Source organism: Bradyrhizobium cajani, from assembly GCF_009759665.1.
Taxonomy (GTDB): Bacteria; Pseudomonadota; Alphaproteobacteria; order Rhizobiales; family Xanthobacteraceae; genus Bradyrhizobium; species Bradyrhizobium cajani.
Window position 1 is genome coordinate 225,907 of sequence record NZ_WQNE01000006.1, and the last position, 26,439, is coordinate 252,345.

Below are 26,439 nucleotides of genomic sequence, written 5' to 3' on the forward strand. Positions count from 1 at the left end.
TGCTGGCGGACCAGCTTGAGCGACGCCTGGTGAAGCGCGCGGGCATTATCAGAAATGTGTATGAATCCAGTGAGTGAGTGCTTGGGAACGGCTGAAGGCTGTCATTCTATTTTGTTGGTGGTGCCGGTTGATTGCAGACGATGGCCGAGACTTCGGCCTGCAGGAATGCCATTTCAGTTGCGAGATTTGTCAGATGACGTGTTGTTGCTTTGGCGCCGCGCTCACCTACGAAGAAGAAATGACCGCCTGATACAGTCCGCGTCAGGCGGCGTGGCAAATCTAACATGAGCAACCGCAACTGCTCCCAAAGCTGGGGAGGGAAAGTGGAAAGACCGGGGCATCCGCTAACGTAGCGCTCGAAGACGTGCTGTGCGTTCAGGAAACCCCAGGTGAGTGAATCGGTCAGCGCGTGGCGCGCATCAGAAGGCCGCGTCGGCGCTATTACACCCGTCAGCGGATGGGAACCAAAATCGAAAGTGCCAAGTTCGTCCGTCACTTCTGCAACCGAGACGACCGCGCTGCGCGATCGCAGATATTGCGGCTCTCCGCGCAGCAGAAGCGGGGTATTTACACGATAGTCGCGTTGATAGACATCTTCGGGGATGACCACGCGGTCGTTGTCGGCCGATTGGGCAGCAAGTTCAACACACCAATTTGCGTGACGCGTTGGTAGACCAGGCGCATCGGCCGAGAGATCCCACAAGCCCGCCTCCGTCACCGGCTCGCCCCTCTCGAAGACGGGCACTAGGCCGGGAAACGGAGCGCTCGCAGCGAGCGAGATAAAGCCGATCGGCGGCAAACCGCCCCGGGAGAGCCCTCGACAGACTGAGCGGGCAACCCGTCCCGCCATGCTCCAGCCGGCTACAACGACCCGCCGTGGCGCCGGACACGGGGCCAAAAGGCTAAGGGTGATCGCGGTCACCGACGCCCCCCAGTCGCTCACGGTCATCTCGGGATAGAGGCGGGGAAAGATGGGATGATCACTGGGATAGGAGACCGCGAGAAGCCCCCATCCGGCCTCTCGCAGCCAGAAGTCGAGGAAGTCCCGTGGATCCGCGCCCGGGTGGCCATATGCGACCCGGGCTAGATGGCCACCGCCAGGCAAGAAAACGACGGTTGGGTTAGTGCCGGTCGGCGGGCGCCAAAATACCACCGCAGGAAACGTGCCGCCATTCATAAACAGCTCGTTCGAAAATAGCGCGGCCGCCGATCTTGGGGCGGGCTCTGAAATTGTCGGCGAACAGGCAACCACCAACTTCTCCAATGATGGCGCGACTTGTGGTCCGGAAAACGGCGCGCCAGTTTTGGGGTCTCGGACCGAAGGTATGCTCGTCTTCGCGGGCATAGATGAAGCGTACAGGCCGGATGGCACCGCTCACCTTCACTGTGCCGCGACTCTTTCTGCTATCACTGGACTCTCGCGACCCATTAGGACGCCGACGCATACGGAATCGGAGGTTCGCCCTGCGTCGTGATATGCCACAGGACACGCCGTTCTCGAGAGTCGAACGCCTCACGTCTATGAAGCGTGTAACTGTTATCGAAAACGAAGAGATCATCGACACCTATCACCTCGCCCCATGTATCGTTATAGGCTTCGACGTATGTCCATAGCAGGTCAGAGAGCTTCTCACTCTCTGCGCTCGTCAAGCCTTCGATAACGCATTGTCGCTGGCGCGGGAGATACAAGGATGGTCTTCCACTATGGGGATTGAGGCGCACGAGCGGAAAGCTGGGCCCTATATGCCGACGATCGGCCCCTACGGGGAGTGTTGCAATTTGCTCGGCATATTCAGGAGCGAAGTTATACTGCGAATAATGGATGCAACTCAGTCGGCTCAGATAGGATGTCAAGCAGCGAGGCAGGCGATCATGGACATCGGAGAGGTTCATGAAAAATGTCTTCGGCGGATTTGTCCTGGGCGACTCGCGTCCGTACAAGAACGTCAACTTGACCGGCTGTGGCAGATAGGTGCCATCGGTGTGCCAGTAATTCTCAGAGGAACCACCGTCACCGATCGGGCGGCCATCATCATTCGCTACGTTCGAGACGACCTTTATTTCAGGATGGCCAGGCAAATGCGCGCTATTTGACGCTGCGGCGCGCTTCAGCGTCTTTGTATGGCCGAAGGCTGACGCAAGCCTGACGAATTCGCTTGGTGACAGATGCTGACCACGAAAGCGAAGCAAAAGGTGCGTTTCAAGCGCTTCGCGAAGCGCAGCGACAACGGCGGCGTCTTTCGATTCCGCCAATCTGCGGAGATCAACGTTGGCGACATCCGCGCCGATCGCAGAAGAAAGCTTTGTTATTGTGAACATCGGAGTTCCTTTTCCAACTATAACCATTCCAGCGCTTGCTCGGGCAATGCCTGTGCATGCGACGAGAGGAGACTTTCGATCGCCTCGGCTCGCCTATTGTTTGACGGCCCCTCCGGTCAGTCCCTCGACAAACCAACGTTGGGCTGCAAGGAAGGCGATGGTGAGCGGGAGGACCACAAGAGTGGATGCGGCCATCAGAGGACCGTAGTCGCTGCCGGCCTCCTCGTTCTTGAAGACCAGAATACCCAGCGGCGGCGGCATCAGAGACTGATCACGTACGGCGATCAGTGGCCAGAACAGGTCATTCCAGTGCCCGACCACCGAGAAGATTGCAAAGGCGATGACAGCCGGTAGTGCCATTGGCACCATGACCTTCCAGACGATAGCGAGTTCAGAGAGACCGTCGAGACGGGCAGCGTGCACGACGTCATCCGGAATGGTCTTGAAAAACTGCCGAAACAGAAAGATGCCGAAGGGTGAGACGACATAAGGAAGAATCAGCGCGGCGTAAGTGTTGAGGATGGCGAGCTTGTACCCGAGGATGAATAGCGGCAGCGAAAGCACTTGGTGCGGGAGGATCAGACCGGCAAGCACCATGCCGAAAACGAGGTCGCGACCGAAAAATCGCAGTTTTGCAAGCGCGTAGGCGCAAGGAGCGCAGAGGAGAATTTGCAGCGCCAGGATCAGACCGCATACCATCAGGCCGTTGCCCATGTAGCGGAGCAGCGGCGCTTCAGACAGTGCTTTTTCATAGTTTTCGATGCCGTAGAATTGCACGGGCCAAACGGAGAAGGACGCGTGGAATATCTCGCCCGGCGCTTTGATCGAGAGTGAGATCATCCACAGGAAGGGAATGAGTATCAACGCTCCCGTGACGAGTAACACGACATGGCGAAGAATCCGGGCAAGCGCGGAAAAGCCTTTGACGGAAGCAACCGCGCTCATTGGTAATGCACCTTTCTATCCATGACGATGGCGTTGATCAGCGTGAGAGTTCCGACCATGGCGAGAAAGACGACGGCGATGGCGGCGCCATATCCGGTGCGCAGATACTCAAAACTCTCTCGATAGAGCGTGTAGAGCAGTACTTCGGAGGCGTCTCCAGGGCCGCCCTGCGTCAGTACCTTCACCGCGTCGAAGCATTCCAAGGCCCGCAGTGCCACGACAATGACAACGAACATCGAGACCGGCCCGAGCAAGGGCAGAGTGACGGTGCGCAGCCGGTCAATCCATAAGTCGGCACCATCGACGTCGGCTGCATCGTAGAGATCTCGTGGGATGCTTTTGAGCCCCGCGAGAAACAAAACCATCGCATAGCCGAGATTTTGCCAAATCCCGATAGCGCCCAACACTGGGAGGACGGTATTTTCATTGCGCAGCCAGTTAGCGGCCGGAAGGCCGACGGCGACCAACATCTGGTTCACAAGGCCTATCGTGGGATGCAGCAGCGCCTCCCAGACAATGGCCATACTCGTGACCGTCGCCATAAACGGCAGGAAATGGACGGCCCGATAGAACGAGCGGCAGGATTTTCCGCCTTCGATTAGAAGTGCAACGGTAAGGCCGCCAAGCAACGTACCCGGCACGACGATCAGAACATAGACAGCGGTGTTTGCGACGGAGGCCCTAAAGGTGGCGTCCGCGAACGCCTCGCGGTAGTTGGCGAGGCCGATGAAGGATAAAGAGCCCGCCCCGAGCTGCCAATCGGTCAGCGCGATGAAAAACACGCCAACAACCGGCAGCAAGAACAGCACCAGCAGAAAGAAGACCGCAGGGCCAGCCAGCCCGTATCCTACGAGTGCCATCACAAAGGCTTGCCGACGGGCCAGAGAGACCCCAAGACATGACGCTGCACGCCGCGTTAAGCACCGATTATAAGCGTTGGAAAAAGCACGAGGCTCGCTCATCCCACCGCCTCGCGGAACGGAGCGACGTGTCTGCAAACAGGATCCGCTTCCCGCCGTAAGCGCCGTCCATCCCGTGTAAACAGAAGAATGCGATCCGGTCTCGCGCCGACATGCAAGATCTGGCCGGGCGCGATATGCGGCGCCCGCTCGGGCAGCAGCCTTGCGATCAACGGCTGATCGATGCCGGCAAGATCGAGATGTACGAAGAGATCTGATCCCATGTGCTCGACCATTCGCACCGAACCCGTCAGCACTCCCTGGCCGGCGTGGGCTACGAAATAAAGAGCCTCCGGACGGATGCCGAGCAAGAGCGGCGTGCCTGCCAGCGCATCGGCTTCGATCGGGATCGTCGAACCAGCCACGTCGATCAGGCCGCGTTCGCGCATCACGCCATCAAGCAGGTTGATCTTGGGCGACCCGATGAATTCGGCAACGCGGCGATTGTCTGGATCGGAATAGATGCTTTGTGGTGGTGCAACCTGCAACAACTCACCGTCGAGCATCACCGCCACTCGGTCCGAAAGGGTCATGGCCTCGGCCTGATCATGCGTCACATAGACGAAGGTGACCCCGAGCCGTTGGTGCAGTTCCTTGATCTCGGCGCGCATCTGCACGCGCAGTTTGGCGTCGAGATTGGATAGGGGCTCGTCCATTAGGAAAACAGCTGGATGGCGCACCATCGCCCGAGCAACCGCGACGCGTTGGCGCTGGCCGCCCGAAAGTTGCCCGGGTTTGCGCGACAACAAGTCGCCGATCCCGAGGGACTTAGCCGTACGGGAGACTTCCACGCCGATGTCCTCCGCGATCTGCGCCGTTGTTGGCAGAAGACGGCCGAGAAGGGGGAGCCTCTGTAAGGCAGAGAGCCGACGCATCCGCAACGGCAGCGCGATATTCGACGCGACACTCATATGGGGATAGAGTGCATAGGACTGGAACACCATTGCGATATCCCGCCGCTTTGGCCGCACTCCGTCCACGACGCGCTCGCCGATCGAGACGGAGCCGGCGTCCTGCGCCTCAAGTCCGGCCAGAATGCGGAGCAGCGTCGACTTGCCACAGCCCGATGGCCCCAACAGCGTCAGGAATTCACCATCGGCTATCGCCAGCGAGACGCTGCGCAGGACCGGCGCCTGACCGTAGTCCTTACTGATACTTTTGATCAAAACCGATGCCATCGCATCACTTCCTCGCTGGCATGAAACTCTTTGCGCAAGCTGAGGACCTTGAAAACCCATCGTGCTACAGCTGGATGACAGGTATCGAATAAGTCGATGGAAGACCCTGCAATATGCGATAGCTGCGGTACTGCGGGGCTAAACAGCGTGACCCTAAGCAGCGGCGCCGAGATCGCTTGACAACGAACCGCCCGCAGCGAGCGAGCCTTGGCACTGCTTTCTTAATGGCCGCCGCGCAACTTATCCGTCGTGAAGCGGAAACAGCTTCAAGTCCTGTTGTTCGTTTCGATTTCGACCAGAGAATGCACGCCTGCGCGGCATCGAACGTACAAAGCGCCGTGCCAGTCGCTCCGCTGGTGAAGCGGGGCCGCGAAACGCCGTCGTCTTCGGCGATGCGACGCAAGGCATCGCAACTTGCGATCGTTTCACCCAACAAACACGAATGTCTGTTTTGTTCGCCACTTTGCCAACGAGTAAAAACCGTCAACAATTTTGCGTCAAACTTCAGGTGCTTCCATTGTCTCTCGTTGCAGATCGGCTCAAGGCTTGTCCGTTCCTCCGAAGCCGAGGCCATGTGCCGCGCGAGCCGCCAAGCTACGCGAACAAGGCGGGGACGTGATCACACTCGGTCAGGGCGAACCCGATACTTGCTGCCTGCGAGGCCGGCATCTGCCGCAATCCACGACGGGCCGACGAAAAGCAGCGCGCTCGCAGGGAGCAGGCAGCTACGCCGGCCAGTCAGCGAGACTTCAGTCGCGGTCACGGGCTCAATTCCAGTATCGATCAGACCACGTTGTTTTTGGCGGCGCGAAGCAGGTCTGTTCATCGCGAACTTTGCAAGTCTTAAGACCGGAGCAACGGCGGTTCGGAGGCCGACGCAATGACTGGCTGGTGCGTTCTGTATGGCGTAGGACCTTTGACTTTGGTCGAGGCCATCAATCTCGTCCAGAGCCGAACCTTTTCCCACAGGGGCGCGATCGCACAATATGCAGCTGTCGAGGCGCTGTCTGGCGTCAGGGGTCATCTGAGGCAATTCGCGCGCGTTCCGCAAGGCTGCGAACTCGTGATCACTAAGCTGAAGCAGGCGGAAGGACCATCGCCTTACCTGTCGCATTCCTACGCTTCTTCCTCCTGCGCCCGTCTGATCGGAAAACGCACGACAGATGTTAAGGGTGACACTGACAGCCATGTTCGCCATGTATCTTCTCGATGCATTTGCGTCACCTGGTGCCCCGGCGGCTTCCTGGCCTCGCCTTACATTCGCATCTCTCATGCTTCCTCGCTTGAGGATCTCACCTGCGCCTGCGATCTGATCATCACCGCTTGTGCCGCCCTACCTTGAAAGACTTCAGATGTCCCCTGCCAAATGCCTGCGCGCCCGGATGGCCGAAAGCGGTCTTGTCCACATTATGGCAGCTCATAGCCCGCTTTCAGCGATCCTCGCGGAGGAAGCCGGCTTCGATGGGCTGTGGGCCTCCGGTTTCGAGCTTTCCGCACTTTACGGCTTGGCTGACATGAGCCTGATCTCGATGGCACAGCATCTGGATATGCTGCGAGCAATCGCCGGGCGCACGACGATACCGATCGTGGCCGACATCGACACAGGCTATGGCAACGCGATCAATGTCATGCATGCGACTGGCGAATATGAAAGGGCCGGTGCCAGCGCCGTTGTCATCGAGGACAAGACATTCCCCAAGGTTACGAGCCTTGCTGCGGACGGCCGACAGCAACTCCTACGCGTCGAGGAATTTTTGGGCAAGATCGAGGCTGCTCTTGCCACAAGACGAGATCCAAATTTTCTTGTGATCGCGAGAACCGAAGCGCTCATCGCCGGCCTTGGCGAAGCTGAAGCCTTAGACCGCGCCCAGGCATATGTGAAGGCTGGTGCGGACATGATCCTGATCCATTCAAAGAAGAACGATCCTGGCGAGATCGAAAGCTTTTCCCGCGCCTGGACCGGTTCAGTGCCGCTGGCCATTGTGCCAAATGCTTATCCGGACCTGGATGCTCGTCGGGTCAAGGAGTTAGGTAACGTCCAGATGATGATCTATGGCAATTACGGTATCCGGGCTTCAAGCACGGCCTTGAGGGACACCTTCCGGCGCATCATCGCTGATGGCGGCGTCCAGAACGTCCACAAGAATATTGTACCGGTAGAGGAAATCTTCAGACTCCAGAGAATGGGCGAGGTTAAGGCAGCTGAAACGCGCTTTCTGCGCTGATGCAGGGCTGAAGGCTCCTCGAAATTGCCTGAACGGCTGTCGCTGCAATCTGGATGTTTTGCGCCGGTTCATTTCATCGCCCCTGCAACTCCATTTCGTTGAATAGAAGCCCATCGGCTCCCTCCCAGCGAGCATCTTTGTCTTTGGCTCGAGGCCATTCGCGCAAGTGGGCAGCGGAATCGAACGGCTGCTAAGCCAGCTGAACGGCTGAGCTCCACTCAGCGTGCGCAAAACCTGCGCTGCCGCTTTGATAGACGTCGACATACCAGCGCTTGTGCGGCCCGCTCTATTAGAGTCGGAGGAGACGATTCAGTGACACTCGATGAATAATTCGATCAAAAACCCCCGCGCCGCTCTTGTGCGGTGACCAAGTATCAATGCGCCCCCAAGACCTTAAGCATCGACCGCATCGTCGGGCCCAAAACTCAACAGTGACACCTCGCAAGCACGCACACAGTCCGTTTCGCCGTGGCGCGCTCCTAGGGGCATCCTCGCGGAACGCCCCTTCTCAGAACTGATAGGAGAACTCCGTTTCCGTTTGAGCTATTCCTTCCAGGTTGAGCCGCCCAGCCAAGGCCACAGCCGATTGCCGGCCAACAGCCGAACTTCGAAGTCGCTGATGCTGGTTTCAAAAGCGGCGATGTGAGCAGCACGATAGCTCGACAGTCGCATGCCGATCGCAAGCCGGAGCACCTCCGCTATGGGTTGTTTCACATGAGTGTTAGCTGTCATTCCCACCGAAGCGGCATGGTGATTGAGGCCCTCGATTCCCGTTCAAGTGCCCGCGCTCCGCCCATTGTTCTATCGGCAGAAATCGTACCGGTAACTGGGTTGCCCGCAAAAACGGCGCGCGTTTGGCAGGCTTTTTATCAACCGCCCTGAAGCTCTGAAATGCGCTCTATTCAAGAACCGACACCATCCAGAGAGCATCATCGAAGTGGCGCGTGAGATCGAGCTCGATACTCCTAGGCCGTGAATTGTTGAACACGAAGAGTTGACCACCCTTCTGCATCCGCCGAGCCGTCAGAGCCGGGCACTCGCTAACCGATGTTCTTGAGCGTGCGCACCTCAACCTTCAAGTAGGCAGCCCACAGGCTTTCCGCCGCAGGTTTTCTCGGTCGACAATCACCGGCCAATCATTGCCCCCGCTCAATGACCGTCACATGGTTATAAACCTGAACTTTAGCCGTCCTGTCTCGTTCCGTGCGACGATTTAAGATGAGAGAAGGAGGCACCAACGACTGTTCTGTTTGGCACGCGCTTCACTACGCAAGCATAGCGCACGACTCTACTAGTCGGCTTCACCTGCATCGGGCTATCTCGAGGTGTAATGCGTTCGCGGGCTTAACGCCATCCCGTTCGCAGCGATACTCAGAAACTTCCAGATCGCGGCGTGCGCCGCAAACATATTCAGCTCGTGGCTCGAATCCGCTAGATCATCGAAGAACGGGACTTTGACATTGGTGGTCCCGGAAAAGGTAGTTCATTGAGCTAGTTAAGCTTCGTGAGAATCGCCCGAACTTGGTTGAGCGCGAAGGGCGCAAGAGTATCGCGCAACGTCTAGCAGCAGCGCACTTTTTGAAATGCGTTACGCACCATCATTGCCATCTCCGTGTCCCGCCGCACCGTGTACGCCGCTTTTCCGATGACCACGATTTCAGTACCTAAGCCGCTAGGATCACGACACTTCAATTTGCGACACGTATACGACCGCCGCGTCCGCAGCAGGGGAGACGGAACGATCGCAACGTTGACGTTTGGGATCCGACCGGCCGTCACGCCTTCAAGAGCGTTATGCGCCGATGATCTCACCTCGCCCAGTGGTGCGCGGCGCCCCGCAGCGCCGATCGGCGACGAAATCGAAGCACGCCCTATTCATAGTAACAGCGCCTGTATTATGGCTATACAGCTGCGGACATGTAATTCGCCTCGCATTCCGCCGGAGCAACCAAAGTCGCCCCTCACATTTTGCTAGATCTGCATCAGCGGCAATGGAACCGCGGCCGTTACTCAATAAGACGCATACGCCGCGCCTTGACGACGCATTGGATACGGGTGCTCGTTTCCAGCTTTCGCATTGCGTTTTTGACATGAAAGTTGACGGTGTTCTCACTCACTTTCAGGATGACTCCGATGGCCCAGGATGTCTTGCCCTCCTCGACCCATCGTAAGCACTGTCTTTCCCGTGCCGACAAAACAATCTCTTCATCCGCCATGAGTTTCTCCCGGAGCAGAGAGGACGTAGGACGAGATCAGCAAATGCCATACCAGTCGGTGGCACCGCAAACTCTGGCGGCAGACCAAGATTTTTGGAGATTTTCCGGCGCACTTCTCCAGGAGACTGCGGTTCAACTGCGGCCCTATCGACGGGATCGCGACATACGTCGACAACGCAACAGCAGTATTTCCGACAACCGTAGCAGTCGATATTTGCTCAACATCAATGTGAGCTAGATATCACCTTTTGGCCAAGCGTTCCTCACCCGCAAGGGGTGAATGCTCCGTGAAGGGCCGTAGCACCTGGCTCGCGAGCCGAGACCCTCATTTGTACCAAACCAACGTGTCGGCTGCGATCCACCATTACAACAGCCCCGCGTTCGGCGCCAATCCTACGGCGATAGTGCAAGCACTCATCGCCCCAATCAACTACCAAGGCTGGTCATTGATCGGACTCACACCAAAAAGGATACGAGCAGTGAGGTTTGTGCCAATCGAAGCTCGGCCTCCAGGACTTCTGCATGAAGTATCGTCACAATCCACTCGGCCCAACGCAGGTCATCAATGCACTCGGCCATCGCCTGTCGAAATACTTCGCGCCCAGGTCTGCTCGAATGATGAGCTCTCGTTTGTGATGGAGGCGCATGACGCCCTGTCCGCCACAATCTCTCAGCGCTCAGGATTCAAGGGGCTCTGGGCGTCTGGCTCGTCGATTGCTGGCTCGCTCGGCTACCGCGATGCCAATGAAGCTTCATGGACCCAGCTCGTCGAGAGCCTCCAACGCATAGTGGACTCAACCGCGCTAGCTGTGTCGTTGACGGCGACGGGGTTTGGGCAACTTCAACGATGCGCGCCTCCTCGCACGCAAACTCTGTCAGGGTCGCGCGGCGCGCGTCTCGCCTGAGGACTAAGATGAACTCGCTCATTGGGGAATGGCATTCGCGCGCCGACTCCGACGAATTCTCGAGCTGCGAAGGATACGGTCGCTGAAAACCTGGCTCTCGCGGCTAGGATCGAAGCGCTGATGGCCGGCCATGGATTGAACGAAGCCATCTTGCGTGCTCACGTCTATGCCGATGCTGGAGCCGATGCAATCTTCATTCACCCGAGAAAGAATACCGCTGACGAAATGCTTTCGGTTGTCACCGAGTGGCGGAACCGGCTACCTGATTGTTCCGACGACATACTATCGAACGCTCTCAGCCTATCGTGATGCGCGCATCTCCACGGTCATCTGGGCCAATCACTTATGCGAGCTGCAGCAGCTGCAACGCGACGTGTCTACGATAGTATCCTCGCTCAGGAGGGCGTTCCGAGCATTGAAATCTCATATCGCCCCAGTCAGCGAGATCTTCGAGCTCCTGGGGTATGACGAACTCGCATTGGCCGAAAAGCGATATCTGCAGCCCCTCTGATCTATGGTGACAGGTTTTGTCACCTAACGTTGCCCTCCTGAAAAGCCGCCGCGATCCGAACACCCATCGCCTCTCGTCAGTCTTGCTTCAGTGGCAACCAAGACTCGAGTTTCTAATCCTGGCGACGCTTTGACACGGCGGAGCAGCTTTCCCCTGCCAGGCAAGCGCGGATGACGATGATACCGACGTGTTATCCACGATGGTCATGGGTTAACGCCAGAGAACGTCGCATTTACTTTAGGTCGGGAGCGTATGCTTAAAAGGGCAGTCCGGGTTATGGCGTTAGCCAGATCAGCTTGCCATCGATGAGCGCCGTCGCCGCGGACATCGCTCAAGCCGATCGGACGGCCCGGCTCAACCATATCTGCGAGCCACGTCTGAAAGAATCATGCGCCGTTGCGTCAACGCTCACGCGCGCCTCCCTCACCAGATTGTAAAAGGGATGTGGGACTATCAGGCCGTGCTCATGTCCCTCCAGCACGGCCAAATAGCCCTAGGGCTACGCAGATGCGGCCAGCCATATTTTAGGGCTGGCCGTCCGCCGAGAGCGGACCGAACTCGACGGCCTGCCGCTCGAACAGACTGCGATAGATGCCGCCGGGTTGCACGATCAGTGCCGGATGCGTGCCCTGCTCGACGATCTGGCCGCGATCGAACACCAGGACGCGGTCGAGGCCGCGCACCGTCGACAGGCGATGAGCGATTACGATCGAGGTGCGGTCCTTCATCAGCCGTTCCATCGCCTCTTGGATCAGCGCTTCCGATTCCGAATCCAGGCTCGACGTCGCCTCGTCCAGAACCAACACTGGCGCATCAGCAAGGAACGCGCGCGCCAGCGCAACGCGCTGCCGCTCGCCGCCCGACAGATTTACGCCGCGCTCACCCACCAACGTGCCGTAGCCTTTCGGCGATCGTATGATAAAGTCATGCGCATTGGCGAGCCTCGCGGCCTGCGTGATCGCCGCCATGCTCGCGCCGGGCCGGCCATAAGCGATGTTTTCAGCCAGCGAGCGGTGAAACAGGATCGGCTCCTGCTCCACGATCGCGATCTGGCTGCGCAGCGACTGCTGCGTGGCTTTCGCAACGTCCTGGCCGTCGATCAGGATCCGGCCGCCGGAGACGTCGTAGAGGCGCTGAATCAACTTGACGAACGTGGTCTTGCCGGAGCCGGAGCGGCCGACCAGACCGATCCGCTCGCCGGCGCGGATGTTGATCGACAATCCGTCGTAAAGCGGCACGCGATCGCCGTGGTAGAGGAAGGTGACGTCCTCGAACGTGATGCGTCCACCGTGAATGTCGATCGGCTTGGCGTCGGGGGCATCGACAATGCCGATCGGCTCGCCATAGATGGTAACGAGTTCCTCCATGTCGTTCACCGAGCGCTGCAGATTGTTGATGTGCATCCCGACGTCACGCAGATAGGCGTGGATGATGTAATAGCTTGTCAACACATAGGTGACGTCGCCCGGAGAGGCGCGCCCCGCTATCCACAGCAGGATGGCGCCGCCGATCACCGAAGCACGGAAACACAAGAGCATTACGAGCTGCACCGCGCTCGTGCCATTGGACCGCAGCCAAGTGCGCTGCACCCGCGCCCGCCAGCGTCTGACGACACCGTCAAGCCGCGCATCCTCACGCGCCTCAGCGCCGAAGGACTTCACCACAGTATTGCAGGTGAGCGCGTCCGCTAGCGTGCCGCTGACTTTGCTGTCCCAGGCGTTGGAAACGCGCGCCGCCGGCGCGATGTAACCGATCGTGAATGCCGTCGTGATGGCGACGTAGATCACTGCGCCGAGGCCGATCACGGCGCCGAGCTCGGGCCAATGCAGGCCGAGCAGGATCGTCGAGCCCACGAGCACCGCGAGGGACGGCAACAATGCCATCAGGATAGTATGATTAAGCAGGTCGATCGCCCACATGCCGCGGGTGATCTTGCGGACGGTCGAGCCGGCGAACGAATTAGCGTGCCAGTCGGTTGAGAAGCGCTGCACGCGCATGAAGGCCCCACGGGCCACATCTGACATGGTCTTCAGCGTGAACGGCACGATCGCCTGCAAGCCCGTAAACCGCAATATAATCGAGAGCAGACCAAGCGCGAGGGTGCCAACGAACGCAATCAGTGGCGCATGTCGCGCCGCTTGGTCGGAGGGGACCGAGGTCAATGCGTCCACCAGACGGCCGGAATAGACCGGCATGAGCAGGTCGGCGACCGTCGCCCCTAAGAAGCCGACGAGGATGACCGTGGCACGGACTGGCTGCTTCAGCCAATGCTCCAACGCAAACGGGAGAACCAGGCCGATTGCGGCGGTCCGTTTGTCATCTTGACTGGTCATGGCGCTAGGGGTTTGTTGCACACACGGTGTAAAAACCGTTCGATCCAGACCCGATGTGCACAATGCCTGGCGCGCCGTCCGAGGGATGCGATAAATGCCCGCAGTCTGGGGGCTGCGGCCGAACTCTTCTACCCATTTCAGCCACTCTTCGCCTAGGCGCTTAGCTGAAGCGCCTCACGCTTGCGAGCTCCTTGTCCCGGGATTGGCGCAGCCGCGCGAAAATCCTCAACGTCGGGTCTGCCTCCAAAATACCGAATCGCTTGCCCGATGCCGCCTGCGGAGCCCGCACTTCGACCGCGGCGGGGCCGAAGGGCGCGATGGCTGAGAGCATCGATCTGAGACATCGGCCAGCCTTGCGCTATCCGAGCTTGTGTGAGCCAGGTAGGCGGGATCGGCGCCACTCTCTTTTTCATCTTTTCTCCTCCGGCGACGCTTGCGCTTTGGTACTTTGCGGGACTCCGGCTTGCGGAGTCGCACAAAGAGACCCATAGCAATCCTTCTGACCCTTGTAGTTGGCCAGCGTTTGGACCAATACCGACATAACCTGCTGTTTCAATTCGTCCGGGATCGGTGCGGGGCCGTCCAGCGACTTCAGCGTCACCTCGATCAACTCGATCGCGCGATCCTTGTTGCCGCTCTCGTAATAGTACTGAGCGACCGCCGGATAGGACAGGAACTTAAGAGTCTCGCCGCGTTGCGGAGGATTCACTGCTAGAATGTGTTCGGATAACTCATTTCCCATCGCGAAGCGCTCGGCCTGTGGCAAATGAGAGTTGTCATTCGCCGGATCAAAGAGTTGGCGCATCGCCCCAGCCATCCACAGCGCGGATTTTTTGTTGATCGCGTCACGAACCAATTGGCGCATCACAGGCAGGCCGGCCTGCAAGTCGTGCATTTTGTGAAGCAACAGATCTGCACGGAGCACGCGAAAGTTCACGTCATCCGGCAGAACAGCGACGGCCTCTTCGACCACCGAAAGCGCCTTCGCCCAATCCTGCGCCTCCATCGCCGGCGTCAGTTTGGCGAAGATCGGCATTGTGCGTTCGCCCTTGGCGATCCGCTCTGCATCGGCGGCTTTCGCTTCATCGCTGATGCGCCAGCTGCCGGTCAGAATCTTCGGCAAAACGTCTTCGAGTTGCGTCGGGGAACCGATAAAGGCGATGTGGCCGTCGCGGTCGACCACGAACGAGGTGGGAATCCCGACAGAAAAGCTGGAATCCATCCAAAGCTTGTCCATTTCGCGTGTGTAGTCGAACCCGATCCGATAGTTGAGATTCGGCAACTTTTCGGTCAACCATGCGTCCAACTTGCCTCGGGCCTCGTCCGCTGTTTGAGCGCGTTCACGAGCTGCTATTCCGAGGACCTCAACTCCGCTATCTCTGTATTTCTCTTGCAGCTGTACCAGATCGGAGAGCGCCGCCACACACGGTGCGCACCAAGTTGCCCAGAATTCGACGATGTACACTTTCCCTGGCTGGAAGCTCGTGAGGGGCTGCCCACGTAGCCAGTTCTCCACCTTGATCGGAGGAGCTGGGGATTCTAAGCCCAGCGCCATGTTACTCTCCAAAGTTATTGTCAGAGGTTGCGCGACGTTTTGCGCTAGCTGATCTCTGATCGCGACCGCGAGGGGTGGTGCCTTGGTGTAGACGGGCTGCTCAGCGAGATCCGCAGCGATTGCCGGTGTCGCCGCGCTAAGCGCGACGACACACAAACTCACAAGCAACAAGCTCTTCCTCTCACAAGCGGGCCACATCAGTTCAAGGAAGGTGAGCATCGCTGGTCTCGCGTTTGGTGCGCTCAGCACCTGCAGTACTGCTGCACCTTAGTTGCAACGTCCGTGCCAGAATCGTCTGCGCGCATTAACGCCCATTTGCGCATGAATAGCTCAATAGCACTTCACTGCGACCATTGTGTTGAATCCGCCGCGCTTTGTGCCGCTGTCCGAATTTGAACAAGAATGCGCACTTCGCGCCGTCAGAAAGCTGATTTGATATTGTGAGCCGCCGAACGGAAACTTGGTAATCGCTGTCCCCTAGCAGACAGGATTAGAGGCGAGCGACGATTTAGATCGGACTCGAACGAGCCAAAGCCCCGTGGACCGTGGATACGTATTCTGGTCGATGACGATGGAACCATTCGCCGGGCACTGCAGACGAGCTGCGGATCGGGGAGGCTTTGAAACTATCAGTGCTTGCCATCGCGCTAGCGGTTCCTGCACCACAAACTGGTACTTCGATTACTTTGCTGTCCAGCCGGGTTTCCAGGGATCCGTGACGCCCTATCGACTTCGAAAACCGTTGCCCCCGTATCGAAACAGATGCCGCCGATCGCCTCGATGGAGCTAAGGCTTCACTCCAGGTTCTGACCAGGAGGCCGGCTGGACCCAGCCGCTGGCCGCGCGCATCACTTCCTCGCTGGCATGAAACTCTTTGCGCAAGCAGGGGACCTTGGACCAATTGGCTACAGCTGGATGACAGGTCTCCAATAAGCAGATGGCGGCCCCTGCAATATGCCGTCGGTCTGCGCAGCTAAACACTGTGGACCTAAACAGCGTCGCCGAGGTCGATTGACAACGGACGACGGCCGCAGCGAGGCGAGCCTTGGCGCTGCTTTCTTAAGAGGGGCGCCGCGCAATTGTCGTCGTACTCCTGAAAGCGTTTCGAGTCCTGTTGATCGTTCGATTTGGACAAGAGAATCCACGCGTCTGCGCGGCACCCAACGCACAAGCGCCGAGGGTATTGCTCCGCTGGTGAGCCGCGGCCGCGAAACGCGCCGTCGTCTTCGGCGATGCGACGCATGGCACCGCAACCTGCGATCATTTCATTCAACAAACACGAATGTCCGTCCTGTTCGCAATTTTGCAAACGAGTAGAAGCTGTCAACAATCCTGCCTCAGACTTCAGTTGCTCCGATTGTCTCTCATTACGGCTCGAGGCCTTGTCCGTCTCTCCGAAGCCGAGGCCATGACGGTGCGAGCCGCCGAGCTACGCGAACAAGGCGCGGACGTGATCACACTCGGTCAGGGCGAACCCGATTTCGAAGCCTCACTTGCTGCCCGCGAGGCCGGCAGCTGCTCAATCCGCATCGGGCCGACGAAAAGCACCGCGCTCGTAAGGAGCCGAGCAGCTGCGCCGGCCAGTCAGCGAGACTTCAGTCGCGATCACGGGCTCAATTCCAGTATCGATCAGACCATGTTTTTTGCGGCGCGAAGCAGGTCGTTTTCAACGCGACGTTTGCAAGTCTCGAGACTGGAGCAACGGCGGTTCGGAGGCCGACGCAATGACCGGCTGGTGCGTTCTGTATGGCGTAGGGCCTTTGGCTCTGGTCGAGGCCATCAATCTCGTCCAGAGTCGAACCTTTTCCCAAAGGAGCTCGATCGCGCAATATGCAGCTGTCGAGGCACTATCTGGCCTCCGGGGTTCATCTGAGGCAATTCGCGCGCGTTTCCGCAACGCTGTCGCTGCAATCTCGATGGTTGGGGCCGGCTCATTCTTCGGGCTGCACTCCATTTCGTTGAATGGAGGGCCATCGGCTCCCTCTCAGCGAGCATCCTTGTCTTTGGCTCGATGCCGTCCGCGCAGGTGGGCAGCGGAATCGAACGGCTGCCGAGCCAGCGGAACGGCTGAACTCCGGTCAGCGCCTGCAACATCTGCGCCGCCGCAAATTGATAGAGGGTCGACATACCAGCGCCTGTGCGGGCCGGCAAGTAGCGTCGAGGAACGATTCGATGACACTCATCGAATAATTCGATCGCCCCCCCAATTTGTTGACGTTTTTATGTAGGTTATAGCCTGTGGTTTGATCGCCATCGAAATGGCTGCTTTCGCGCATGAGAGCTCGTGCGCTTGTGGCTTACAATGTGCGCCGGATCCGCGTCCAGCGCGGTATTCCGCAAGAGCAATTGGCCTATGATGCAGGTGTTGATCGCTCCTACATGAGCCGTCTCGAGCGCCAACAGGCGAACCCGACAATCGATCTTCTCGATCGCCTTGCCGAGACGCTCGACGTTGCTGTCTCCGAGCTGTTTGTTCGGCCATCCAAGGGTGCGCCGCCACCCGCGACCTTACCTAAAGGTCGCAAGCCGAGGCCGACACGCCGCAAAAGGACCTAGCCGCCCTGACAGCACCGAGGCGTTGACGCCGATCCTGTGCGGTGACCAAGCATTATGCGCTCCCACGCCGATTTTGTGCTCAGCCGACCCTTGATATGCGGGAATCCCGCTATGGACATCGAATAATGTGATGGATGTACATTCTGGCGCCGGAGCAGACAATGGCGGCTCAAGACGATGAAGTTCCTTTAAATGCCATCCGCGCTTTTGTGACCGTCGCACGCGAAGGCAGCGTCACGCGCGCCGCCAGCAGCCTGGGAACGACGCAGAGCTCGGTCAGCCGCTATTTGTCCGTCCTGCGGGATTATCTTGGTGCGGATCTCATTGAGCGGCGTGGGCGGCGCAGTGATTTGACCGAGTTCGGAAGGTTATTCGCTAACGCAGTCTCTGAACCACTCGAGACAGTCGGCTTCACCGCCAAGAGAATGCGGCGGCGGGCGGCCGCAGGCACCAATCGGATTGTCGTTCGCACATCACTATCGACTTTTGCTTTCTCTATTCTGATTCCAAATCTGCAAGCGTTCTCTTCTGAAGCGGGCGGCGTCATCGTGGACGTCGTGAGCTCGCTCTCGCCGCCGACATCTTCGGATGATTTCGACATTTTGATTACACGCGACCTGTCCGTCATCGAACCCGCCGACAGTTGGGAGATCTACAATGAGGAGCTGGTATGCGTCGGGCCGCCAAATCTGGTCGCGGGCAGAGAGCTCTCGATCGTCCGCTCAACCCCGATATTGAACATCACATCACGCCCCGACATCCTGCCCACATGGCTGAGGGCCATGAACCTGTCCTCAAACGACATACGAGCGGGCGCGCGCTATGATCACAACTATCTTGCTCTGCCGGCAGTCATGACAGGAAAATGCCTTCTTGTCGCACCAGAAATCATCGTCAGTGATCTGGTGCGAGGGGGCGCTTTGCAAGTCATCCCCGGCTCGCGCGCTCCAAGTGGCATGCAATATCGCGCCTATGCTGTGGATCGAAGCGAGCATCCCGAGATCGCTCGCTCTTTTTGCCGGTGGGTGGCTCGGCTTTGCAAGAAGGCTGCACTTGCGCAGGCTGCCTGACGCCTAGCAGGCGCCCCACAGTCCGGTACAGCTCGAGACCCACGCATTGCCCGTTATTCAAGTCGAGAGCGCTCAACTCGAGAGAACCATCCGGGCAGAGTCGTCGAACCCTTACGAAGATAGCGCGTGTCTGTTGCAGCTATCCAGACACCAGCGTGATAGATCGGAACGCAAAGATCTCATCCTATCCGCGATCGTGCCATGCCGGAAGAATTGGCTGCACAGAACGGAGGTGTGCCATTGATCGCCCAAGAGCTCACGAACTGTCGTTCCTGCGTCTGCCCTTGTGGAGGAATGCGCGGCAGCGAAGGCGCATGAGGCGCCGCCCCAGTTTAACAAGTCGAATGGTTCGACTGCGCAAATCGTCTGTTTTCCAGCCCCGCTCGGCAATACGACGGCTTCCAAACAGGCCTTGCGCGATTTGGCGATAGCTATTTCCTTCCTGCCATCCATCCAGTGCGCGCAGCGCCAGGATCAGCCGCCGCTGCTTCAAAGCCGGCAAAGCAAGAGGAGGCGTGCCGAGCGGCCGATGCTCAAGCGCGAGATAAAATCGACCTGCGGCCTGCAAGCGAAGCTCTAAATTCGCATCGAGCGGCAGATCGAGGATGACAGCAGACCCACCCACGGGAAGCTTGCTCAGGAAAAGGCGATGGTTCGCGCCGCCGAGCGGCACGATCGCATGCCATCCGTCCGGCGCGCGACGCACCTCGCTGCCCGGCAGATTGGCGACGTCCAGCTGGTAGCTCTTAGGCGCCATACGGTTGGCCGCCCGCACAGGCAGTACGGTCGACAGCACCTCGGGCGCCCAGAAGACTGCTTGCTTGTCGAAAGCCTCTTGCGGATCAGCTGGAAAACGAGAGCCCCCACTTCCGGCGGAACTGGCCCGCCGCTGCGCTTGAACGTTCGCGGCGAGATAACCGCCTATAATCCTCTTGGTAGTCGCGATCTCGGCGCAGCCACTCCCAGGCCAGGTCAGCCGCTTCTGCGCTTTTGAGGCCGCTGTATGCTTCCTCAGATCTCCAGTCAGTATTCGGCATCTCTCCATTTCCCGCATGATTCACACGCGGTGAACTCCAGCCCATGATTGTGGCGCTTTACGGTTGCATGCCCACCGCGCGCTCGCTTTGCGTGCACTTAATCGATGCCACGATCATCTTTTGCGATTGCCAGGAGTTCTGCCGATCTTGCGATCCACACTGTTCATTCCTTGGGCCAACCACCTCGGAGCAGATTACGATACCCGTGGCTCGCTAGCCACTTGGCCCGAGCCAGATGACTTTCGAAGGTGCGGCGCGCACGATCCGGTTCAAGGGTCGTGTCAAGCCCCAGCACAATGCGCGCGATTTCGCGCCAATCTGCCTTGTCAGCGTCGGCATCGAGAAGTCGCATATAGGTGATAGCGTGCTCCTTGTCATACGACGTGAGCTCATGCGCGCTGGGCGCCAAATCTGCGATCTTTGGGCCGGCCGGCACTCCCTGTAGCTCCTAGCAAGTTGAAAAATCTATCGAAATCGGAGCAACGATAACGGACTTCGGGCCATTTTGGTACCGCTCCAATCGTCGCGGTCCCAAGCTATTTTTCCCCTCGTCGTAAAGCGAGCGCATATTGGCTCACAATGACCTAGTGACTCCAATCTGGGCATTTGCTCTTTGCTCGGCGCGGGTTCTACTCGCAGTCCATACCGCGACCGATCGTGGATTTGCACAGCTTAGGCCGTCTTTGCTCTTCACCCTCCCGGAACGGAATGGACACCTGTCGTTTTCCCGCACGCTGGGGAAAGACCGCGGCCTAAAGGTAGCCAAGTGGAAAGAACTCGTTCACTTTTCGAGCTCCAGCTGACGGCCGCCCTATTTGGTCGCGGCCCCCGGAAAAAGCCGCGTTCCCTCTGAGCGACATTTTGCTCTCCCGCCAGTAGCGAGCTCTCGCGCAGTGAGCGCGCCTGTGATGGGTTGATGGCATTCGAAAACGACAAACTCCACGACATCTTCCGTCTCACGGTGGCCTGCCCTCTAGAAGTCCGTGTCAGGAGAGCCAAGTGCTTGGGTGTGAGCTTATCGTAATACTGTGGCTATAACCAGTGGTTTCATAATCGTCGGAATGGCTGCCTTTGCGCATGAACGCTCGTGCGCTTGTGGCCTGGAATGTGCGCCGGATCCGCGTAGAGCGCGGCATTCCGCAAGAGCAATTGGCCTATGATGCCGGGATCGACCGCTCATATATGGGGCGCATTGAGCAGAAGAAAGAGAACCCGACCATTGATCTTTTGGACCGTATCGCCGCGACTTTGGGTATTCACTTCTCCGAATTGTTCGCTGAGCCCGCCAAGGGTTCGACCCCTCCCAAGCCGATGTCTAGAGGACGTAAGCCGGCCCGCCAGTGCCGAAATACGAAGTAGCTATTCCAGAGAGCCATGCTTGTAGCTAACCACGGGCGCAGACGAGCCGGAGCAGCCTGGCGCGCCCGCTTCTACTCGGCGGCGGCGATTCTGAACCTCCGGCTCGAGCTATGCCGGTTCCGGTTAAACAGCGCGCAGCGCGATTTGCCTCCAAGTAGCCCGAAGCATGGCTTATGCTGCTCGCGTAGACTGATTGTGTGGCCGCTTGAGGCCGAGGTTTTCTCTAAGAGTCCGCCCGGAGCTTCCCGACCTAAATTTACCGCGTCGGCGCAATTCGGGAACGACGAGCTCCACGAAATCTTTGAGCCCGCTCGGAACGATCGGGGGAATGAGGTTGAATCCATCGGCCGCATATTGATCGAAGGTATTAATCATGATGTCGGCTATCTCATTAGGCGTCCCTACCGCCATTAGATGTCCGCGCGAATCCGATATCAAGCGGATCAGCTGCCTCCAGGTCATTCCTTGGCGTGCAGCTACCTCGAGGAGCACCTTCTGGCGGCTCTGAATGAACTTCGTCTCCGGCAAAGTGGCCGGAACTAACGAGTCCAAATTGACGGCACGCAGGTCGGTGACGAACCCCAGCCACCGATCTGCCGTCTCCGTCATGACGTCTGCATGTGTATAGGACTGCAGTTTCTTAAGCTTATCGGAGGCCTCCTGCTTGGTCCTCCCAACAATCGGGACAATGCCCGGCATCACCAATATCTGATCGTCTTCGCGCCCAATCCCGCGAGCCTTCTCCTTTAGATCTGCATAGTACTGTTTACCGCTTTCAAGCAAAGGCTGGGCGGTGAATACAACTTCGGCGAATTCTGCAGCGAATCTCACTCCGGCATCGGATGAGCCGGCCTGAACCAGTACAGGGTACCCTTGGGGCGGCCGTGCGATATTCAGTGGGCCTCTGACCGAGAAATAGGTCCCACGGTGATTGAGGACGTGCAGTTTCGTCGTGTCGGCGAAGATCCCACTTTGCTTGTCACGAATGAAAGCGTCGTCTTCCCATGTATCCCAAAGCCCCTTCATGACGCCTACGAACTCTCTAGCTCGCTCATATCGCGCGTCATGCTCTGGAATTTCTTCATCGCCAAAATTCGCCCCTTCGAACTTATTTCCGGAGGTCACGATATTCCAAGCGGCACGTCCGTGCGAGAGGTGGTCAAGTGAAGCAATCATACGTGCAAGATGATAAGGCTGGTGATATGTCGTGGTCGCTGTTGCAACAAAGCCGATATTGTTTGCTTTTGATGAAAGAGCCGACAACAGGGTGATCGGCTCAAACGTATCGTTTCGGCCCGCACGCGCTATGTCTGCATGATCTCGTTCGACGACACTTGGGCTGTCTGGAAGAAACACGAAGTGAAATGCCGCGCCTTCGGCAAGAGCCGTAAGGTGTGCATAATGCTCGATATCGACTCCGCCCGTCTTCGGCACGCTCGGATCGCGCCAAGCTCCCTCGATATACCCCGCCTGTAGGACGTATAGTCCGAGCGCCATTTCACCACTGCGCGCCATGCCGTACTCCCCTTCTCAAAAATATCTCGTGTTCAAGCGAACGACCAAACTGTTGAGAAACACTCTTCGCACCTAAAGAACACAAGTGAAGTCTTTTGCTCCAGCGCACTTGAGACCAACATGTGCCTCTCAGTGCATAGAACGAAGGCCGCCCGAGAAACAGGCTGCGAGTGTCGCGCTGTGCCTTCGATCCAAGCCCATGGCGGCGGCCGCACGATTGATATTACATACCGAGCTCGTTCTCCAGCGACGCTAGGACCTATAGGTGACATGCTCAGCTATTCAGATCAATGACGAGCGCTGGTAGTTGACTTACATCCAAGCCGACCGGATGGACGCTGGCACGAAGGCGGGCGTTTGTCTTCTTTAACCGTCGGTCTGTCTTCCAGGTGACACTGTGTCATGAGTGGACGTCGCGAATCACGCAAATGCGTAGCGCGCGTGGTGCATCAATGGGTCATTGATCTAAATGCGAGTGCAACTGCGCCGCCGTCACACAATCGAGACTTCTTCATCGCAATGCAGGAAGGCAACAGCGAAACACGCGACGTCTCATAGTGTGAGATAGAAGGTCTCCTACCGAGATCGGCCGACGTGCGTTGCTACTCATGCGCCGTCAAGGGCAATGACGAGTCCATCGTTCGCTGCGAGCGTCCACGCCTAAACATGGGCTATTAGGTCGAAGGCTCTCGAGAGCACCGTCCTTTCAGCTCTACTTCGGAGAGCATTCTCGTGCCGATGATGCCCTTGCTAGCGAGCTCTGCAATTTCGACCTCGCCGAGCCCGAGCAAGTCTGCCAGGATTTCGTTGTTATGTTCTCCCAGGGTAGGCGCCGCTCGGCGGATCGAGTGGGGCCCTGCGCCTTCGCGAATCGGAATTGACGGCTGCAGGTGCGCCCCGATGAACGAACGTTCGATCTCTTGGAAAAATCCACGCGACCTTAGGTGCCAGTCTTGCAGCAGGTCAATTGGAAGGCGGACCACTCCGGCCGCAACCCTGGCGCCCTGCAGCTCTGCCATTACCTGATCTGCATCACGCCTGCGCGTCCAGGCTTCGATGGCTCCCTCGATTGTATCCTCGATCGAACGGCGACGTTCCGCGAGCTTCAGCGAGGGGTCAGCAGCCCAGTCCACTCGGCGGATCACGCTCGCAAGCCTCTGCCACATACCCGCATCGGTGGCAGCTACCGCGATCCAGCTGTCTTCGCCGGCACACCGGAAGCAGCCGTGCGGCACAAACTGAGGATGCCGATTGCCGTACCTTGTCGACGTACCGCAAAGCGATTGGGTAACGATCCATGGAGCAGCAAGCGGCATCATGCATTCGATCTGCGCGAGATCGATAAACTGCCCCTGCCCAGTCTCGCGCGCGTGGATCAGTGCAACAAGAACCGCAGCGCAGCCATTCAGACCACCTATAGCATCCCCGAACGCAACGTGGCTCATTACCGGCGGCCCATTGGCACTTCCGACCACGCTGGGCAACCCCGAGCCCTGCTCCAGAGTCGAGCCGTATGCCCGGCAATCGCGAAAAGCGCTGTTCTTGCCAAAGGCTGACATCGACATCACCACGAGGCGCGGGTTGAACATTCTCAACACGTCGTAACCAAGCCCAAGCTTTGGCAGCACATCGACCGAATAATTGTCGACAACAATATCGGCGCCCGCTATCAGGCGCTTAGCAAGGGTGAGGCCCTCGGGTCTGGTCAGATCGAGCGTGATGGCGCGCTTATTGCGATTCATCATGCAGAAGCGCTGCGTCTTCTCGTACATCTGACGGTTTACGTAATCCGGCCGGCGATCGACACCGCGCCACCAATCCGGATACTGGATCGCCTCGATTTTGATCACGTCCGCACCGAGGTCGGCAAGGGTCCGCGTACACAATGGGCCAGCCCAGCCCATGGAAAAGTCGATGACGCGAGTTCCGAGCAAAGGCTGTTCGGCCGGGCTGCCGGAATCGAAGACTATCGACGCTCCACTGGTGGTGTTCGGTCTGCTATTCGTGAAAGCCTGCCGCTCGCCGGGACACGGAACCCTTCCACCCCGGCGTGGCGGTGTCAATGTCAGCCGCTGCATCGAGCCCGCCGTCAGCGCGCTTTCCTTGCCGAGCAGAATGGGAACGATTGCACCACGCTCGATCTTCTCTTTATCCTGGAGAAGATCGGACATCTCTGGCACCGGTACAATCGGAATCTTGCGCCTTAGTCCCTCGGCAAACCACTGCTGCGCGGTCCGCTTCCTAAGCCTTGGGATGAGCAGTCGTTCGATATGCTCCATATGGTGCAGACGGTCCGCACCGAGCGCCAGAGCTGGATCGTCACGCAATTGAGGAAGGCCGAGCATGTCGCAGAACGCACGCCACTGGGGCGGCGTTATTGTTGTGACGCCGAGCCACCCTTTTTTTGTTTCATAGATGCCGACTGGAAAATTCGGCCAGAAGCGATTGATGCCGATCCGGCGCATCGTGTCGCCGCGCTGAAATGCTTCAAAAAGCTGATACTCGCTAAGCGTGATACACGCTTCGAAGATACTGAGCGAGTACGATCGACCTCCTCTACTCTGCATTCGCGCAAACACTGACGAGGCAGCGGCGATAAAGCCCCATAAACCCGCCAGGATGCCGGTCTGGAAATCCGGCGCGTGCAAAGGTGGGCCTTCGACGGGCCCAACCAGCTTGATGAGACCGGCAAGGGCGCGAACGGTCATGTCGCTCGCAGCAAATTCGGCATAGGGCCCCTCGCGGCCGAACCAGCTCGCCTCGAGGTAGATTAGCCTTGGCTGTCGTTGTCGGATTGCGGCGACATCAATGGGCGGGCAGTTGGCACCATCGATATCGCGGCCATCGATCAGAATGTCACAATCGTCAATCAAGAGTGTGACCCGCTTGACCGCCTCTGGGTCCGCCGGATCGATGACAATACTTGATTTGTTGAAGTTCAGGAACGCGAACCACGCGCTTTGGCCACCTGGAGTCAGCGGAACGCTGGAACGAAGTGGATCGCCGGCCGGGGGCTCCACCTTCCAAACCTCGGCACCAAAATCGGCAAACAGCCGCGCACAATAGCTCGTTGCAGCTGAGCTACCAATCTCGAGGACCCGCAGCTGCGACAATGCCTCGCTGGAAGGTTGCGCTTTTTCAGCCATAAGGATGCTCCAGAGCTTCTCCGCCTGCCGACAATCGCTACACCCCTCAGGAGGGCCTGATACAGGCGCTTTCCACGCAAAGGCACGGGCTGCACCACGCATGTTTCCGATGTCACCTGCTTGCCTTGCGCTGAGCCTCAACGCACCTGCTGCTAGCAGAAAGTCCCGGAGATCCAGCAAGGACCGTGCCGGTCTGGATTGGATTCGAGCAAAGTCCGGCTCGGCGTGACAAGGAACGGGATCGCTTTAATCGGACAGCTAGTCCTGGCCAGCGAAAGCGCTACTACAGGCGTATACGTCCTGCGAGGCGGCGGGATTGATCCGCCTAGCCTGGTCTCGTACTTCGACGCGGACAAGTGCGTGGCGCCTATTCACGCCCGAGACATCGGCGCAGAATGAAGCGCTCTCACCCGAGTTCGCTTACTTTCTTCGCAACTTGCTCCGCAAATTGCAAATGCCTACGGACCTGGAGACACGCGACCTGCAGGTTTTGCAACCTCAGCTCCTCCCGAGCCCGCCTCGCCGGGTCAGACTTGTATGCGGGCGCAGGTGTGGCGCATTCCGTCTGATATAGCGCAAAATGCCGGAACCCCGACATGTTCACCATCCG

19 protein-coding genes and 1 pseudogene are annotated in these 26,439 nt (G+C 58.4%); 6 read left to right on the top strand and 14 right to left on the bottom strand.

What is annotated here, in order from left to right; genetic code table 11:
• Positions 1-106 precede the first annotated feature (106 nt).
• The 6 genes from GPL20_RS10800 to GPL20_RS10825 all read right to left on the bottom strand — a co-directional run bounded on the left by GPL20_RS10800 (position 107) and on the right by GPL20_RS10825 (position 5,401).
• Positions 107-703 (bottom strand): hypothetical protein, encoded by a 597-nt coding sequence (locus tag GPL20_RS10800; protein WP_157329519.1) that lies wholly within the window; start codon positions 701-703, stop codon positions 107-109.
• Between the two features lie 418 nt (positions 704-1,121).
• Complete coding sequence (locus GPL20_RS10805) at positions 1,122-1,385, bottom strand: hypothetical protein (protein ID WP_157329520.1); 264 nt, start codon at positions 1,383-1,385, stop codon at positions 1,122-1,124.
• Between the two features lie 43 nt (positions 1,386-1,428).
• On the bottom strand, positions 1,429-2,319 hold the full coding sequence (locus GPL20_RS10810) for a TauD/TfdA dioxygenase family protein (protein ID WP_157329521.1): 891 nt from the start codon (positions 2,317-2,319) through the stop codon (positions 1,429-1,431).
• A gap of 93 nt (positions 2,320-2,412) precedes the next feature.
• A complete protein-coding gene (locus tag GPL20_RS10815) occupies positions 2,413-3,264 on the bottom strand; it encodes a carbohydrate ABC transporter permease (protein ID WP_157329522.1) in 852 nt (283 codons plus the stop codon).
• On the bottom strand, positions 3,261-4,124 hold the full coding sequence (locus GPL20_RS10820) for a carbohydrate ABC transporter permease (protein WP_157329572.1): 864 nt from the start codon (positions 4,122-4,124) through the stop codon (positions 3,261-3,263). Before GPL20_RS10820 ends, GPL20_RS10815 begins: the two co-directional genes overlap by 4 nt.
• A 98-nt stretch (positions 4,125-4,222) precedes the next feature.
• A complete protein-coding gene (locus tag GPL20_RS10825; protein WP_157329523.1) occupies positions 4,223-5,401 on the bottom strand; it encodes an ABC transporter ATP-binding protein in 1,179 nt (392 codons plus the stop codon).
• Positions 5,402-6,323: 922 nt separating this feature from the next.
• Here GPL20_RS10825 and GPL20_RS10830 point away from each other — a divergent pair.
• Positions 6,324-6,743, top strand: a complete 420-nt coding sequence (locus GPL20_RS10830) for an aspartate aminotransferase (protein WP_157329524.1) — start codon at positions 6,324-6,326, stop codon at positions 6,741-6,743.
• A gap of 10 nt (positions 6,744-6,753) precedes the next feature.
• Complete coding sequence (locus tag GPL20_RS10835) at positions 6,754-7,626, top strand: isocitrate lyase/phosphoenolpyruvate mutase family protein (protein WP_157329525.1); 873 nt, start codon at positions 6,754-6,756, stop codon at positions 7,624-7,626.
• A 2,006-nt stretch (positions 7,627-9,632) separates the two neighbouring features.
• On the opposite strand, the gene GPL20_RS10840 is transcribed toward GPL20_RS10835, so the two are convergent.
• Complete coding sequence (locus GPL20_RS10840; RefSeq protein ID WP_100235531.1) at positions 9,633-9,842, bottom strand: response regulator transcription factor; 210 nt, start codon at positions 9,840-9,842, stop codon at positions 9,633-9,635.
• 635 nt (positions 9,843-10,477) lie between these two features.
• Here GPL20_RS10840 and GPL20_RS40265 point away from each other — a divergent pair.
• Positions 10,478-11,056, top strand: a pseudogene (locus tag GPL20_RS40265) (isocitrate lyase/phosphoenolpyruvate mutase family protein).
• 726 nt (positions 11,057-11,782) lie between these two features.
• Here GPL20_RS40265 and GPL20_RS10850 read toward each other — a convergent pair.
• Both GPL20_RS10850 and GPL20_RS10855 read right to left on the bottom strand, forming a co-directional pair.
• Complete coding sequence (locus GPL20_RS10850; RefSeq protein WP_157329526.1) at positions 11,783-13,591, bottom strand: ABC transporter ATP-binding protein; 1,809 nt, start codon at positions 13,589-13,591, stop codon at positions 11,783-11,785.
• Between the two features lie 409 nt (positions 13,592-14,000).
• Complete coding sequence (locus GPL20_RS10855) at positions 14,001-15,146, bottom strand: TlpA disulfide reductase family protein (RefSeq protein ID WP_157329573.1); 1,146 nt, start codon at positions 15,144-15,146, stop codon at positions 14,001-14,003.
• Positions 15,147-17,420: 2,274 nt separating this feature from the next.
• On the opposite strand from GPL20_RS10855, the gene GPL20_RS10860 reads away from it, so the two are divergent.
• Both GPL20_RS10860 and GPL20_RS10865 read left to right on the top strand, forming a co-directional pair.
• Positions 17,421-17,702, top strand: coding sequence for a helix-turn-helix domain-containing protein (locus tag GPL20_RS10860; protein ID WP_100235533.1), 282 nt, complete (start codon positions 17,421-17,423; stop codon positions 17,700-17,702).
• 161 nt (positions 17,703-17,863) lie between these two features.
• The gene (locus tag GPL20_RS10865; RefSeq protein WP_167532974.1) at positions 17,864-18,772 is read left to right on the top strand and encodes a LysR family transcriptional regulator; all 909 of its coding nucleotides are present in this window, start codon (positions 17,864-17,866) and stop codon (positions 18,770-18,772) included.
• Between the two features lie 256 nt (positions 18,773-19,028).
• Here the strand turns inward: GPL20_RS10865 and GPL20_RS10870 are convergent, their stop codons facing one another.
• The 3 genes from GPL20_RS10870 to GPL20_RS10875 form a co-directional block, all read right to left on the bottom strand.
• Positions 19,029-19,568, bottom strand: a complete 540-nt coding sequence (locus GPL20_RS10870) for a DUF2285 domain-containing protein (protein WP_254125162.1) — start codon at positions 19,566-19,568, stop codon at positions 19,029-19,031.
• A 46-nt stretch (positions 19,569-19,614) separates the two neighbouring features.
• The gene (locus tag GPL20_RS40270) at positions 19,615-19,854 is read right to left on the bottom strand and encodes a transcriptional regulator domain-containing protein (RefSeq protein ID WP_430641766.1); all 240 of its coding nucleotides are present in this window, start codon (positions 19,852-19,854) and stop codon (positions 19,615-19,617) included.
• 118 nt (positions 19,855-19,972) lie between these two features.
• Positions 19,973-20,245, bottom strand: a complete 273-nt coding sequence (locus tag GPL20_RS10875; protein WP_100235535.1) for a DNA -binding domain-containing protein — start codon at positions 20,243-20,245, stop codon at positions 19,973-19,975.
• 641 nt (positions 20,246-20,886) lie between these two features.
• Here GPL20_RS10875 and GPL20_RS10880 point away from each other — a divergent pair.
• A complete protein-coding gene (locus GPL20_RS10880; protein ID WP_100235536.1) occupies positions 20,887-21,168 on the top strand; it encodes a helix-turn-helix domain-containing protein in 282 nt (93 codons plus the stop codon).
• A 171-nt stretch (positions 21,169-21,339) separates the two neighbouring features.
• Here the strand turns inward: GPL20_RS10880 and GPL20_RS10885 are convergent, their stop codons facing one another.
• Together GPL20_RS10885 and GPL20_RS10890 are read right to left on the bottom strand one after the other, a co-directional pair.
• The gene (locus GPL20_RS10885) at positions 21,340-22,683 is read right to left on the bottom strand and encodes an LLM class flavin-dependent oxidoreductase (RefSeq protein WP_157329528.1); all 1,344 of its coding nucleotides are present in this window, start codon (positions 22,681-22,683) and stop codon (positions 21,340-21,342) included.
• 674 nt (positions 22,684-23,357) lie between these two features.
• Complete coding sequence (locus tag GPL20_RS10890) at positions 23,358-25,829, bottom strand: CaiB/BaiF CoA transferase family protein (protein ID WP_157329529.1); 2,472 nt, start codon at positions 25,827-25,829, stop codon at positions 23,358-23,360.
• Positions 25,830-26,439: the final 610 nt, after the last annotated feature.

What these genes read in the sequence shown, in the direction of transcription:
- GPL20_RS10810 (WP_157329521.1), bottom strand. Translation starts at nt 2,319, where the DNA reads ATGTTCACAATAACAAAGCTTTCTTCTGCGATCGGCGCGGATGTCGCC.
- GPL20_RS10815 (WP_157329522.1), bottom strand. Translation starts at nt 3,264, where the DNA reads ATGAGCGCGGTTGCTTCCGTCAAAGGCTTTTCCGCGCTTGCCCGGATT.
- GPL20_RS10820 (WP_157329572.1), bottom strand. Translation starts at nt 4,124, where the DNA reads ATGGCACTCGTAGGATACGGGCTGGCTGGCCCTGCGGTCTTCTTTCTG.
- GPL20_RS10825 (WP_157329523.1), bottom strand. Translation starts at nt 5,401, where the DNA reads ATGGCATCGGTTTTGATCAAAAGTATCAGTAAGGACTACGGTCAGGCG.
- GPL20_RS10835 (WP_157329525.1), top strand. Translation starts at nt 6,754, where the DNA reads ATGTCCCCTGCCAAATGCCTGCGCGCCCGGATGGCCGAAAGCGGTCTT.
- GPL20_RS10840 (WP_100235531.1), bottom strand. Translation starts at nt 9,842, where the DNA reads ATGGCGGATGAAGAGATTGTTTTGTCGGCACGGGAAAGACAGTGCTTA.
- GPL20_RS10850 (WP_157329526.1), bottom strand. Translation starts at nt 13,591, where the DNA reads ATGACCAGTCAAGATGACAAACGGACCGCCGCAATCGGCCTGGTTCTC.
- GPL20_RS10855 (WP_157329573.1), bottom strand. Translation starts at nt 15,146, where the DNA reads ATGGCGCTGGGCTTAGAATCCCCAGCTCCTCCGATCAAGGTGGAGAAC.
- GPL20_RS10860 (WP_100235533.1), top strand. Translation starts at nt 17,421, where the DNA reads ATGAGAGCTCGTGCGCTTGTGGCTTACAATGTGCGCCGGATCCGCGTC.
- GPL20_RS10865 (WP_167532974.1), top strand. Translation starts at nt 17,864, where the DNA reads ATGGCGGCTCAAGACGATGAAGTTCCTTTAAATGCCATCCGCGCTTTT.
- GPL20_RS40270 (WP_430641766.1), bottom strand. Translation starts at nt 19,854, where the DNA reads ATGGGCTGGAGTTCACCGCGTGTGAATCATGCGGGAAATGGAGAGATG.
- GPL20_RS10880 (WP_100235536.1), top strand. Translation starts at nt 20,887, where the DNA reads ATGAACGCTCGTGCGCTTGTGGCCTGGAATGTGCGCCGGATCCGCGTA.
- GPL20_RS10885 (WP_157329528.1), bottom strand. Translation starts at nt 22,683, where the DNA reads ATGGCGCGCAGTGGTGAAATGGCGCTCGGACTATACGTCCTACAGGCG.
- GPL20_RS10890 (WP_157329529.1), bottom strand. Translation starts at nt 25,829, where the DNA reads ATGGCTGAAAAAGCGCAACCTTCCAGCGAGGCATTGTCGCAGCTGCGG.